Origin of the sequence: Cellulophaga tyrosinoxydans, from assembly GCF_900176415.1 — a bacterium.
GTDB classification, from domain to species: Bacteria; Bacteroidota; Bacteroidia; order Flavobacteriales; family Flavobacteriaceae; genus Cellulophaga; species Cellulophaga tyrosinoxydans.
This window is the reverse complement of sequence record NZ_FWXO01000001.1, coordinates 905,108-920,977: the sequence shown is the minus strand read 5'-3', so window position 1 is coordinate 920,977 and position 15,870 is coordinate 905,108. Positions and strand designations below refer to the sequence as shown.

The 15,870-nt window shown below is 36.0% G+C and carries 2 protein-coding genes; both read right to left on the bottom strand.

Annotated elements, in window-relative coordinates; translation table 11 throughout:
• Positions 1 to 8: 8 nt before the first annotated feature.
• Positions 9 to 959, bottom strand: coding sequence for a PorP/SprF family type IX secretion system membrane protein (locus B8963_RS04140; protein ID WP_084060146.1), 951 nt, complete (start codon positions 957 to 959; stop codon positions 9 to 11).
• A gap of 18 nt (positions 960 to 977) precedes the next feature.
• Positions 978 to 15,557, bottom strand: coding sequence for a T9SS type B sorting domain-containing protein (locus B8963_RS04135; RefSeq protein ID WP_159447274.1), 14,580 nt, complete (start codon positions 15,555 to 15,557; stop codon positions 978 to 980).
• Positions 15,558 to 15,870: the final 313 nt, after the last annotated feature.

Here is a 15,870-nt window from a genome sequence, read left to right as displayed (position 1 = left end):
TAATAAAATTAATAGGTACATCTACAATTACTTAAACCTTGAAATAAATCTACACCTAAGGTAACAACATGTGTTCCAGTACTATATCCTAGAATTTCATTCATAATAATTTGATAAGAATATCCGAAGTATAAATTATTTTTCTTAAGGCCTGCTATAGGCGCAATATATAGGGGTCTTCCAATTTGATCATTTAGAAAACGATAAGTAACACCAACATAATAATAATCTTCGTAATCATAGAACCGAAATTTAACATTCATATCGGTTTCGGATCTTCCATCACTTTCAAATAATTTAAAAAGTACAGAAGGTTCTATTTCCATATCACTTGATTTGTTTTTTCTATATCTGTAACCAGTATATAAATAGTAGTTTCGAAGTGTATTTGGTTCAAAATTCACATTAAAACTTTTTAAATCTTTGTCCAAGAGGTTAGAAGCATTTAAACTTAAATAAAACTTATCTTTTCTATACAGTAACCCAACATCAAAGTTATGGTTTGTTGTAGAACGGTCATCAGTTACACCAGGATCACCACCAGCATCAATAAATTCTTGAATATCTATTCTAAATTGGTTAAAATTGTAAGAAATACCGAATGATAAAAATTCATCATCATAACGGTCAAGGGTTAAGTGATGCGCGAAAGATAATCTAGCACCTTGTTGTTTTGTATATCCATTTCTATCATTATACAGAAACATACCTAAACCAGACCGGTTTCCAATTCTTAAATCTCCGGCAAATGATTGTGTGTCTGGAGCATCTTTTATACCTACCCATTGTGTTAGTCCGTTTACACGAATTTTAACATGATCTCCAATACCAGCATATGTTGGTGATAACACAAAAGGGTTATCGGCCAAATACTGAGAAAGTTGTGGGGAGTTCAACTCTTGACTTTTTGCAACTAATGAGAACAAAAAGACCGAAAAAATTAATACTATATTTTTCATTGTTTAGTAGGTTATTTTTTATCTATATAATGTAAAGTGTCCAACAAATTCGCGTTCATCATTTTCGCCACGAAGCTTTATTACATACCAGTAATCACCTGTTGGTAGTTCTGTGTTGTGGTAAATTCCATCCCATCCTGGATCGTCAGCACCCATACGATACACTTCTCTACCATAACGGTCAAATATGATCATTAGTATGTTAGGGAATCCTTCTAAATTTCTAGGTTTCCATACATCATTTTCTGAATCATTATTAGGTGTAAAGAAATTAGGAATTTCAATATCAATAAATTCCATTTCAATACTTGCAATTGCCTCACAACCATTACCATCTACAACTCTAACGGTATAAGTTGCACTACGATTTATGTAAACGGTATTATCATCACCATTGTTTGTATCGTCAAAATAGAACGTATAATTACCATCACCTCCAATTGCTACGGCTGTAATTTCATTGATATTGTTATTTTCTAATGTTAATACAAGTGGATCAAAGTTTTCAATAGTGAATGGTATAGTTTCAACGCATCCATTTAATGATATAATTAACGTATGATCACCTGGTACTATGTTGGTAAAACTTGGAGTTAATCTAACATCTGTTGAGTTCTCATCGTCTAATTGATAAAGAGCAACACCTTCTACTGAAGTATCTTCATGGGTCACTACTATATAATTATTAGGAGTATCACCTGTACATTCATATACAGGAGCAACAGTGGCTTTTAAGTTTACACCTTCTGCTACTTGAACCTCAACACTAGTTTCACAACCTAAATCATCAATTACGTATACCGTATGGCTACCAGAAGGCAAATCGTTGTATGATAATAATCCAGCTACATAACTTGTATTTTCTAATCTTGTGCTATAAGGAGCGGTACCACCAGAGATTACTAATGCTATACTACCATCATTGCTACCTAAACAAGTTTCACCAGTAGGTGTTGCATCAATAACTATTGGTGTTGCAGCAGCTATAGTATAATCGGTTTGTACAAAACATCCATTTTGGTCTTGGGCAATAACCGTATAGGTACCTGGTGCTAAATTTGTAAAGCTATTTATAACATCAAACTGAGCTAAGTTTGGTGAAATAGCATAAAGATAATTACCAGATCCACCCGATAAGGCAACATTAATATATCCATCTGTATCTCCTGCACATATTATTGGTGAATAATCATCTGTGTATACTAAAGGAGCAGGCTCAGTAATAGTAATAACACCAGTAGTTTCCACACAATCTTCACTAGTTACTCTAATATAGTAATCACCAGCAGTTAAGTTTCTAAATACGCCATTAGTATTTGGCCCTTGAAGTGGCGTAATACTTGTAGGAGTATCTAATAACTCATAGAAATAGTTTCCTAATCCACCACTTGCTCTGGCTAGTAATATAGCACTACTATCTCCATTACAATTTACAGTTGCAGCAGCTTGGTCTACATCAATAACTATTGGAGCAACAGCATTAGCTTTTACTTCATTAGATAATATTGAGGTACAATTAAATGAATCTTGTACATAATATCTATAGGTTCCAGCACCTGCATTACCTGAAGGTAAAGAGTTAAATATATGCTCATTTCCGTTGTTAAATGGCAAGAAAGTAACCCCATCAGTACTGTAGCTATAGGGAGCGGTTCCACCATTTGCGGTTAATAATAATTCTAGATCATTAGCGCAGGTAATAGATTGGGTCATGGTTAATGATCCGAAAACATCTGTTGGATCTGATATCGTTGCAATAGGAGTTTCTCCATAACATCTTACATCATCAGAAACTGTAATACTATACAATCCTGAGAATAATCCATTAAAGGTATTTGAGTTTTGCGCAACAGACGTTGTCACAATTACAGTACCTGTAGGATCGTAAGTATTTAATCTGTACTTAAGAGTTCCCACGCCACCTGAAACTACAGTAGCAGTTACAAACCCAGTGTCATCACCATAACAAGCAAGCACGATATCTGCTGAAATATCAGCCACAATTGGTGCTGGTTGTACTAAAGTTTGTGAATAGGTATTGTTAACACATCCTAGAGCATCTGTAATAGTAATTGCATATGTTCCAGCCGAAAGACCTGTGAAAATATAGGCTTGTACTCCTGTCTGGGTAAATGATTGTGTTCCAGAGTCTATGGTAATCGTATAAGGACCTTGTCCTCCTGAAGGATCAACCAAAATACTTCCTCTGTTATTATCACAAGTTACATTAGATTGCTCATTTACAATTGCTGTAATTGGGAATTCTGGTGCGATAATAGTTACCGCATTAGAATTATCGGAGCAGAAGGTACTCGTAGCATCTGTCTCTGTAATTCTTACATAATAACTTCCACCTGGTAAATTTGAGATCACCAAAGGCGTACTTGTATTACCATTAAGAACAGCGGAGTAAGGGGTACCATCTGCTAAGAATACTTGGTAATCATATCCACCAGTATAGTTTGCGATAGAAACATTAAAACTACCACCATTTACGCCATCATTTAAACATGTTTCATCGGTTACTTTTACTGCAGTAACATCAATTACTTTTGGATCTCTGATAGTATGTGTTGTAGTTACAAAACATCCAGTATCATTGTTGGTAATTGTGATCGTATAATTACCAATACCCAAACCACTAAACAATTGTGAATTATTAGTAGATGTAACAGTTTGACTATATCCATTGCTACCAGAAATAGCGTAGGTTAAATTCGGAGCTGCTGTTGCTGGAGTAATCGTAATACCCACTAAAATATCTTCATCATTACCATTACAAGTTACATTGTCCATTATCGTTACTGTTGGAGTACTAATTCCAACAAAAGGATTGATAGTCGCTGTAGTTACATCAGAACAACCCATATCGTCATAAACGGTAATGGCATAGTTACCACCAGCTAAGTTAGTTTCAGTATATTCTGAATTACTACCATCTTGTACCGTGGTACCTGTATCGGTATTAACAAACACATATCTCACATAATTACCAGAACCACCGGTTACTAAACCAGTAAGATCAATAGTTGCATAGTTCGTTGTATTTCCTGTCGTACAATCAAATGGTGATATTGAAGGAGCAGCAACTGCTAATGCAGCCGTTGGTTGCGATATAGTTTGAATTATTGTGGTTGCACAACTATTTGTTCCAGTAACTGTAATAGTATATCCAACACCAACAGTGTTAGCCAATCCAGTAAATTCAGCACTTGTATTTGTTGAACTTGTTGGATTAATACTAGTAGTTGTACCATCCATATCTGTAATTTGGAAGGTATACGGATCAAAACCATTGGTAAGTATACTAACCGAAATAGTACCATCTGCCGCATTAAAACATGTTACATCAGTAAATGCATCAATTGTAGGCGTTGGAGGTATTACAGCAGGTTCTAGCGTTTGATTGATGGTTACAGAACATGTACCATCAGTTATGGTAAATGTATAAACTCCGTCTTGCGTTAATCCTGTGAATATGCCATCAGTATTTGGAGTTAAAGCAGCGCCTAATGGATCTGTTCCAGTATAATTAAATGGCCCATTACCACCAGTTTGCGATATTGTAATTTGACCTCCTGGATCTACTGTACAATCAATAGCTTTTACAATAGTTGCCAAAGGTACCATTTCATCATATAAGGTAATACTGTTTGCTGTTGGTGCAGCACATCCCCATTGATCAGAAACGATAACTTGATATTGACCAGCACCTAAATTACTGAAGGTATCTGTAGTTTGTATAGCTCTGAAATTTACATAAGCAGTACCATTCCATTGTTGTAATTGGTAGCTATAGTTAGTTCCTTGTCCACCAGAGACAGGGTTAGTTGCAGGAATACCTACGACTTGAATTTCCCCTTCAAAGTTGTTACAATTTGCATTGTTTAATTGTAAATCAGCTATGATTGGTGTTGGTGTATTTAAAGTGATGTCTGCCAATGGAATTGAACAACCTCTACTATCAATAACCCATATATCATAAGTACCAGCAACCAAGTTTTCAAATCTTGGATTGGCTATATAATTGGACACATCATTTGGATCTGGATTTGGAGTTTGACTCACATAGTAAGCATAACCACCCCAACCACCAGTAACATTGGTAATTTCGATTACACCGTCTGATCCTGGCACACAAGTTATTGGTGTAACATCAGGTATACCAGCAGCCAATACATCTGTTGGTTCGGCAATATTGAAAGGTGCTCTATTTTCACAAGTAGGAATACCATCTTGAGTAAAAGTTACATAATAATCACCTGCAACTAAACCTGTTGCTGTTAAACCAGCAGAAGTTCCTGTAATTCCAGTTGGAGTAGTATCACTATTAAATATTTCCCACGAATAGGTTCCTGTATATGTAGCATCGGTCACGGTAAATGTTGCCGTACCCGTTGCAGAGCCTACACAGATAACATCTGTAGTAACAGGTGTTTCTACAGTAAATGTATTTGGATCCACTATTTGATGTGAAATAGTTACAACACATTGCGTGTTTACATTTCTTACTTCAAAAGTATGGTTACCAATTGCTAAATCTGTAAATATATTTGAAGGTCCAAAGGCACCAGGTAGCAATCTAAACTCATAGTTTGCAAGTCCCGCTGGTGTACTTGAATCTGTTAAAGAACCGAAAGCATTTATGGTTACATCTTCACCCGCATTGGTACATGAAATAGCTTCATCTACTGTAATTGTAGGCGTAAGTAATTCATCAAAGGCATTTATAGTTGCAGTAGCAGTACCTAGACATCCATTTTCATCATAAACAGAAATTAGATAATTACCACCAGCTCTATTGGTTTCTACATAGGTTGTATTGCTACCATCTTGAACTACCGTTGCTGTAGTTGTATTTTCGAAAACATATCTTACATAAGTACTAGAACCTCCGGATACAGTGTTTACAGTAATACTCGCATTATTATCCGTATTTGTACCAGTAGTACAAGCAAATTGTACAATATCTACTATTGGATTAATTGTAACAGAAACCGCTGTTGGTTCTGCAATCAATATTGCTGAACTCGTAGTTGTACAGTTATTAGTAGCAACATCACCTCTTACAGTAACCACATAGCCATTTATAGTAGTTGTAGGCGCAAGTCCTGTAAATATGGCAGATGTATTTGTTGTGCTTGTAGGAGCAATCGATACCCCAGCACCATCTAATGATGTAATTTCAAAAGAATAAGGTCCTGTTCCATTATCTATAGCTGTAATTGTTATAGTACCATCATCATCACCAATACAAGTAATTGGAGTTGTAGAAATAGTGTTGATTACTGGCTCAACTCTCGCCGGAACATTAACCACAAACGTTCTATTACATGCAGCGCTATTTGGCGTGGCAGCATCATATATAGTTATGGTGTAATCACCTGCAATTGATGTGCTATATACAAATGGACTTGTTAGAGTTGTTTGAGCGACCGTTGCAGCGCCTGAAATAGAATATTCGTAGTTACCAGATCCTGTCAAGGCCTCAATAGTAATGGTTGCATTAACAGATCCAGTACAATCTAATAGTTTAGTTAATTCAGCATTTGCCGATAGAATAGGATTAATTATATATGCAGTTTGTACTGCAGTACAACCATTACCGTCAATAATGTAAACATCATACGAACCAGGAGTAACGCCATTAAAGAAACCACCATTATTTAAAAAAGTAGTAGGCGCAGGGTTACCGTTGGGAACTATTGCATAGCGGATATTTCCAGCTGCAGAATTTCCAACAACTTGAAGACTTATTGGAGCGCTACAATTATTTTGTGTGATACTAGTAATTGTTGGATTAGGTGTTAATGTTAAGGCCACAGGCGCTAAAGTTACAGGGCAACCGTATTGGTCGTTTATAGTAACGGTATAATTTCCTGCTGGAGAATTCACAGGTATTTGCACTGGATTATTAGTTAATCCTGTTAAAGTTGTGAAACCTGCAGGTCCACTTACATCAAATGTATAAGGAGCACCTCCACCACCTGTAATTCCAGTTATTGAAATTAAACCAGGTAAATTACATGAAATATTTCTTGTAACAGTTGGTGTAGCGGTAATTTCATTAAGCTCTTCAATTAACGCATTTTCACTACCTCCCCTACAAGAATCTGTAGTACCATCAGATTGCTGAACTTCAATATAATATTCACCATCTGCTAAACCATTAAATGTAATTGTATTGTTATAGATAACATTTACTGCTGGAGCAGGAGCAATAGCACCACTGACAGCAATAGGAATTGGGTTTCCTAATTCATAGAACTCCCAACGCATGTGTGTATTTGCAGAACTTGGGTTTAAAGTATAAGTTATTTCACCAGTTGAAGCTCCAAAACAAGTAGGAGAAGAATCAATGGTTATATCTATTGGTAATGGAGCCACTAAGTCATTTACATTTTCAAGACTTTGACGTACACATCCTGTTGCATCTCTAACATAAAAAACATAAGTTCTACCAGGTGTTAGACCTAACCAAGTGTAGTTACCATGTCCGGCTGGTACTACCGCTGGCACATTATTCATTGTTCCACCAGGAATCCATGTTGCGGTACTAGGATTAAATGTTGAAGGGTCTTCTGAATATGCATATTCATATGGAGCCAATCCTGCAGTTCCTTGTACAGTAACACGTAAATCATTACAGTCTACTACAATTGCACTAATACTTATATCCAAATTATCTAAAGGATAAGGGATAATATATCTTGGGAAATCTTTTTGACAAATAGTACCACTTGCTAAGGTTACTCGGATAGATGGATAAACAGTTGTCCCAGAAGCGATGCCTCTTTGTTCATCACCATCAGTATTCCAAGTAGTACCATTATCGTAGCTATACTCGATTAAAGTTATTGGTGTAGGAGTAATAAGGTTATCAAATTCAAAACCATAATCAGTTGGCAGTGCACCTACACAATCACTAGGAAGGATAGGTATAATATCTGCTGTTATTTCCACAGCATTATTAATTGTTATTACTGATGAAGTGATAGAACAACCCGCTGCATCTGTTAGCGTTATTTCATAATTTCCTACCCCAATTCCATCAAATAAATTGTTTGTTGATGTTATATTAGAATAGCTAACACTATAATCTATGCCATCAGCTGGTGATAAATCAGTTAAGGTATACGTATATGGAGTAGCTCCACCACCTGCAATTGCATTAATTGAACCAAGTCCATCATAACATTCTGGATCAGTTGGTGTACCAGAAATAGTTAAAGCAGTTGCTGGGTTTATGATTACATCTTCTAATGTATACGAACAAAGGAAACCAACACCATTATTATCACGAACATAAATGTCATAACCAGATGGGTTTGAAGATGCCATTGCATTAGTTACAGTTAAACTATTAGTGGTTGTAAACAATCCTGTAGGATCACTATTTGCTGGTACAATTGCGTAAACAAGTGTTCCATTTCCTCCTGTTGCATTTACAGTAATATTACCATCAGCACAAGAACTTACGTGAGTAGTATCTACAGTAACCACTAATTGCGGACTCAAAACAACAGTTTGTTGTGTAGCAACACAACCAAAACCATCTCTTACATCAATAGTATAAGATCCATTAGCTAAACCTGTAAACGTATAGTTTGTTGCTGTAGCAGGCGATGGCGTAATCCAAGCACCACTATTTATTCTAAATTGGAAGTTGCCATTACCAGGTAATGAAGTAACATCTACCAAAATAGAACCATCGTTATTACCTGAATAACATGCTGTTGGTGTTGCATCGAATGTTGGTGCTTGAGGTGTATTTATGGTTACAGATGGTAATACGGTATTGGTACAGTTTCTACCGTCGCGCACACGCACTACATAGTTTTCTGTAGCAGCATTCGCAGGTACATTTGTAAACGATGCATTTGTTTGGTAAGGTCTAACAATACTACCAGAATTAGTTTCCAATTGATACGTATACGTTGGTGTACCTCCACTGGCAACCGCAGTAATTGTTGCACCAGTATTTGTACATGTAATAGGTGTTGTTATACTTGCAGAGGCTGTAACAGCATTAGGCTGCGTAAGTGTTTGCGTTAATGGAATAGTACATGTTGTAGGACTATTAACATCTCTCACTTCAATAGAATAGGCTTGTGCGGTTAATCCAGTAACAGTTTGTGAAGTTGTAAAAGGGCCTGAGAAAGGGCCTGTTCCACCAATTCTATATTCGAATCCACCAGCACCATAATTGCTAGCATTAATGGTAAATGCACCGTTGCTATCTCCAAAACAAGTAATGTTTATAGGAGAACTTATAGATGCTGTAAAAGCTCTACCAGTTTGTACATTAACCGCTATAGTTGTGGTACAACTACTTCCGTAATCTACGGTAATGGTATGATTACCTGCAGCAATGTTTGTAAATACGTTTGCTCCTGCTCCAGTTTGTACGGCTGCCCCTAAGGTATAAGTATAAGCAGCATTGAAAGGAGAAATAGTAATATTTCCTGTACCATCACAATTATAGGCCACAGCACTTGTTAAAGTAGGCGCGGTTGGTAATGGTGCGATTACTACATTAGGCAATGTAATAAAACAAGTTGTAGCCAAAGCATCTCTAACACGAATAGAGTAAGTTCCATCTGTTAAATTGGTAAATACGGTACCACCAGTTGTAGAAGCTGTCCAAGGGGCTCCGTTAATACTATATTGGTAATTTCCAGAACCACCAGCAGTAGCCGTTACACTACCAACCGTAATTTCTGCTTCTCCACCAGGAAGACACGTATAATCTTTTGTTTGAGCTGCTTCTGCTGTAATCGCATTAGGTTCTGTAACTACAACACTTAGAGGTTGTGTACACAAATCAGCATCTTGAACCAGTACTGGGTATGTTCCAGCAACTAGATTCGGGAAATTTGCCAAAGTTTGATAAGTTGCTCCGTTATTAATACTATAACGATATGGCGCATTACCCCCTGTAATTGCTAAAGAAATAGCGCCATTATTTCCTCCAAAACATGAAACATTAGTTATTGTTGGAGTTATTGTGATAGGTGCGTTTTTAGTAATGGTGATGTCAAACATATCTGAGCAGAAACCAGTTGCACCTGCATGATCACGAACATAAACATCATAATTACCTGCCGCTGCTATAGCAATAGGATTTGTTGTTGTGAAGTCTCCAGCGGTAGGAGTTGCTCCATCAGCAACAATGGCATATACGTAGTTTGTATCTCCACCAGTAGCAGTAATAGTAACATCTGTACTTGTACCACAGGTAGTAATAGCACTTGCGTTTGCACTAACACTTAATTCTGGATTAATTGTAATATTTTGAGGTGTTGTTGAACATCCTAATTGATCTCTTACATTGATAACATAGGTTCCTGAAGCTAAATTGGTAAAAGTATAAGTTGATGCAGTAGTAGGACTAGGAGCAACAAAAGGACCGTTATTAATACTAAATAATAAACCACCATTTCCTCCAGCAACATTTACTGTGATAGTGCCATCATTGGCACCAGAATAACAAACCGTTGGCACAGCAGTAAAGCTTAAAGCCGATGGAGCAACAATAGTAATTGGTGAATTTATAATGTCTTCACAGCCTCTAGCATCTCTTGCTCTAACAATATAACTTCCTGCAGTTACATTAGTAAATATTCTGTTCGCACCATTGGTTGCAAAATCATAAGTTCCAATAACAGTTCCAGAAGTATTTTCAAGTTGATAAACATACGTTGGAGTTCCTCCTGTAGCATTCGCTGTAATCGTAGCGCCTGTAGTAGAACATGTATAAGGCGATGAAATAGAAGCCGTTGCGTTAACAGCTGTTGGTTGCGTTATGGTTCTTGTGATTTGTTGAACACAAGTAGGATCATCAACTCTTCTAATATCAATGGTTCTTAATCCAGCACCTAATACAGCAGGAGTTGTAACTGTTGAAACAAGTGAAGTAGTATAGGCTCCACCGTCTATTGCATATTCAAAACCAGTTGAAGCATCAAAATTTAATACTTCAAAAGTGATGGTTCCATCTGTACCACCAAAACAATTTACATTCGTAGATGAAATATAATTGGCTCTAAAGGCTCTATTATCTTCAATAATAACGGTATTTTCTACTGAAAGTTCACAAACTTCAGGTATTTGATAAATTTCAATATCATCAAGAGCAAAATCATTTCCATTGTTTCCATTTTTTTCAGAACGTATAACAAATTCTAATGACGTATTATTACCCGGATTAAGATCAACACTAAAATTTTCCCATTGTTCTGTTTTTGGAATATCACCTGTTCTAATAGACTGTACAACAGTTCCAGATGTAGTTCTAATTTCAATGGTTAAATCTGGATCCAATATTGAGCTAGAACTATTAACTAAATTGAATATGTACAATGAAATTCTTAAGTCTTGAAAAGGAATTACATCATTAATTGGTTTTGTATAAATTATTTGTCCTGGACTTGGTGTTCCAACGTTAATAACTAAATAACGTCCATTAGGGTTGGCACCATTTGTAGTATGATCACCAGGATTTAACCAGGAACCAAAAGGAGCTACAATACGGTTAGTAACGGAATATTCAAAGTCATTTATATTACTATTGGAGTCACCAGGAGCATTACCTGTTTGATCTTCGTAAGTATATCCAATAACATTTGTACTCGAAACAGAACCGTTGCCATAACCAAAATCTTCAACCAAAAGCAAACTAGGCGTTGGAGGCGTTTGAGAAACATAATTTGTAGTAACAGTATATGTTCCTGGAGAAACTGCGTTAAAAACGTTATTAGAAGGATCTGGAGCATTTAATACTCCGTCTAATTCATAGGTATAATTGTAGGTATTAATGTCTGTGTTTACAGTTATATTACCAGAACCGTCGCAATTGTAATCTACAACTGGTGTAACTACTGGTGCTACCGGAAAATCTTCCACATAAACATTCATTGGAAATTCACATCCTAAGGCATCTTTAACCACCACGGTATTATAATTACCAGGAGGAAGTATAGCAATACTAGACGTTCCAAAAGTAGAACCACCATCAAAACTATAGGTGTAAGGAGCTTGCCCACCAACCACGTTAGTAATTCGCACTTGAGCCCCAATAGGATCACAAGTTACATCTCTAGAAACACCAGCAGAAGCAGATAGCGTTGCTGTTTGGTTAATTGTATGTGTAGTGGTAACAGAACATCCTGAAGAATCAGTAACTAAAATATTGTAAGTGCCAGCAGCAAGCCCAACAAAAGATGGAGTGTCTTGTGTTGTAGTTCCACCATCAATACTATATTCAAATGGCGCGATACCATTTGTTGTATTTATAGTAATGCTTGCGTCATTATTTCCACTACACGTTACTGGAGAATCATCATTTATAGAAATAGTCATATTTCCAAGATCTTCAATCGTAACTATGTTAGAAGTGATAAAACAGTTATTACCATCTACAACTATAAATTCGTATGTTCCTTCTTCTCCTGGAAAGTATTCATCAATACCATCAAAATCAGTATCTCTATATCCAAATCTGAAAATAGGATCTGTAGAATAAGCGGTACCAGGAATATCACTTAAAGAGGTGTAATAATCTGTTCCGTCTTTACTCCAAATAGCATAGTTGTATTCAGGGTCTGGAAAACCACCTTCAGGCGTTAAGGTTATAATACCAGCAGTACAGCCAATATCTGCTGTTACTACTGCCGTTAAACGTAAATCATCTACTTCTGTTACTGTAATGTTTTGTGTACTGGTACAGCCATCTTGTGTAGTTACAATAACAGTGTAATCTCCTGGATTTAAGTTGTTAAATGTATAGTTATTTGTTGTTTCTGCGGAAACTAAACTTACTCGTGTACCCGTACCATAGGGATGGGTGGTTCCGTCATTAAATCGTAAATCGTAATTATACGTTGCTCTAACATTTAATGTTTGAACAGTAATGCTTCCTAATGCATTGCAATTGGCAGCAACCGTAGATAGGTTTACTCTAAAATCTCGGTCTCTTATTCCTATTTCTGCACTTTCAAACTGACAAGAATTTGGTATTGGATTTCCAGAACTATCTAATTGACGTACATCTATTCTATAATTTCCTGCAGCAGCAATATCAAAACTAGGTCCATTGTTTGCGCTAAAAGGAACTTGTGCGGTATTTGTATCTAAATTAAATAATTGAAAACCGTAACCTGCTCCTAAATTAGTTACCGTAATATTACCATTAGTATTACAGAAAATATCTGTTGTAACCGTATTAACTGCTAGGTTATTTTTAAATGCACTAAAGTAAAAACGACTAGAACATCCATTTTGATAGTTTATTACTAATCTATATTTTCCTGAGTCAGTTACATTAAAAGCATTACCTGTTGCTACGGTACTGTAACAACTATTTCCTTTATTCGGACATGCTGGATCTGTGGCTGTACAGGTGGCTTCATCTAATTGTTGCCATTCTAAACTTTGCGCATCAGGAATATTTACTTGAATAAGTTCTGTATCATTAGTACCACACAAGAAAATATTAGTAATAAATTCTCCATCAATAGAGCATCTTAAAATTTCTCCTTGAATATCATTTGAAAGATCGGCATCACTATTTCGAGCATTAAAGAAATCTGTAACGGGATTGGTTTGTGTACTACCAAATAAAACTACACGAATAATTTCTTGAAAACCTTTACATGGATCAGCAACAATTTTATCAACAATATAAGTTCCAGTTTGACTAACATTTAAAGTACTTAAATCTCCATCAGGATTGCCATCATTTAAAACAATATCGGTTCCTAAATCTATTAATCCATTATCATTAACATCTCTATACCATATGTAATCATCAAAATTATCTCCAGCATCTAGTAATACATTTGTACCACAAAGTTGTACTGTACGAGAAAAATCACAATCCGATAAATCATCTAATAAAAAGTTGGTTGCGCCTGGTGTTACGAAACCACAGGCATCAAAATCGGTAACACTTGGATCATCAGTAATAACGTTATCATTATCAACGCCACGATAGGTAGCATAAGCTAAGTTTTGAATTTGATTAGAACAAGCATTAACAAAGTCGAAGCAATTTTCTGCAACTTTTACTTGCATACGAATACTTTCAACAGGAGCCCCTTCAACAACCAAATTAGGCGGTATTGAAAAAGTAATGGTTCTTGTAGCTGCATCAAAAACATAAGATACTCCAGGAGGCAAGTTACCCGGAGCATTTAATGCAGCTTCATCTAAAGTTACATTTATAGGTAAAACATCTCGTATGGTAAAATTAGTAGCATCATCATTGCCAGTATTTTGAAAAGAAAGTATATATTTTAAATTTTGGCCTAAATTAACCCCAAGTCCTGTTAAATCTACCGTTTCTGCAAGATTGAAAACTTTCTTTTCCAGTACGATATTCGGTTCAATTATTTCTACATTAAACGAGTTGAAAAAGGGATAATACTGATCTCCGTTTGAGGTAAATCGGAAAGTAGCCTGTGTGGCATTGTTTCGGATTACAGAGTTACCTCCATTGGGTAATCTAAAAATATCTGTATCGTAACCTAGTGTATTCGCACTATTGGGATTTCTGTTATTTTGTACTACGCCATCAAATGAAATATTACTATTAAAAAAGTTATCGCTCGGATTTGCTCCATTACTAATGGTAGTAAAAGGGTCTGTATTACGTTCTCTAATTCTAAGTTGGTCCCCAGTTATTCTAAAATCTCCTTCTAAAACTGCTGCACCCAAATTAGCACGTACTGGTCCTGAAGGAATGGTTCTAAAACCAGAATAGTCTATATTCACTGTTGGGTTTGCGCTATTCACACGTGCAAAACCATCAAAAGTGGTAATTAATTTACCACTTAAAGTCGGATTCTCATAAACAATTACTAAGGTCCACCCACCAGAAGCACCACCAGAAAGTTGGCCTTGAACAGCTCGTATATTAGCAACCGTATATTCTCCAGTTGGGTCTGCTAATGGTGTTATAAGACTTGTAATATCTGCGTAACAAGCATAGGGACTATTTGCTCTATTTTGATTATCTGCTGCTGTAAAACCATCATATAAAATTTCGTCTGCGGTGATGTCCACATAATTACCATTGGGAACTTTAAGCTTCACTTGGTTAAAATCATTTTGCCTATTAGTTCCAAGAGCTTGTCCACCTTGCTCGCTTGGGTAGGTTGCAGACCAATATAATGCTGCATATCTAATTAAATTACAATTTGGATCTGGGAAATTTAAGGTTGCAGAACTGGAACTAAATGTAGAGGCATCATTATCTACATCTATATACCGCATATCTTTATAATCGTTGTAATTCCAGTACCCGCCTGTTTCTGTATTTCTGTTAGCCGTTGTGTTGCTACCAGAATTATTCAAGTTATTGTAGGGATCTTCGGGTTCCGTAGTATTCGTACCTCCATCTCTGTTGATAATATTATTGGCAATAAAGATTAAATCACCCTTTATGTTATTTTGATATCTGTAGGTAGGCCCAGTAGGAGTACCATCATAAGATCTAGTGAATGATGTGTATTCCTGGCTAAAACCAAAATTGACGACGCCAATTAAGGTTATTACTAAGGCAAAGAAGTATGATTTTTTTAAATACAAAGTTTTCATTTGCAATTTAGTTTGGTATGGTGTATGAACTAATTTCAACATTAGCAACGGTTATTATATTTTCAGATCTTTTATAAAATCCAAACGGACTTCAAGATTTATTAACAAATATGATTTTTATAATTTGCGTGAGAAATTTAATGTTGTAGTATGGTATTTTTATGTTGTGAATGGCATTTTACATGGAGTGTCTAATTTTTAGACTTACATTCTTACAACACGATAAATAGCTAATTTTATGGGTTAAAATTGCTATTTGGAAGATTTGAAATGGGATTTTTGTAGGATAAAAAAGCTGCTTTTTTTGGAGATT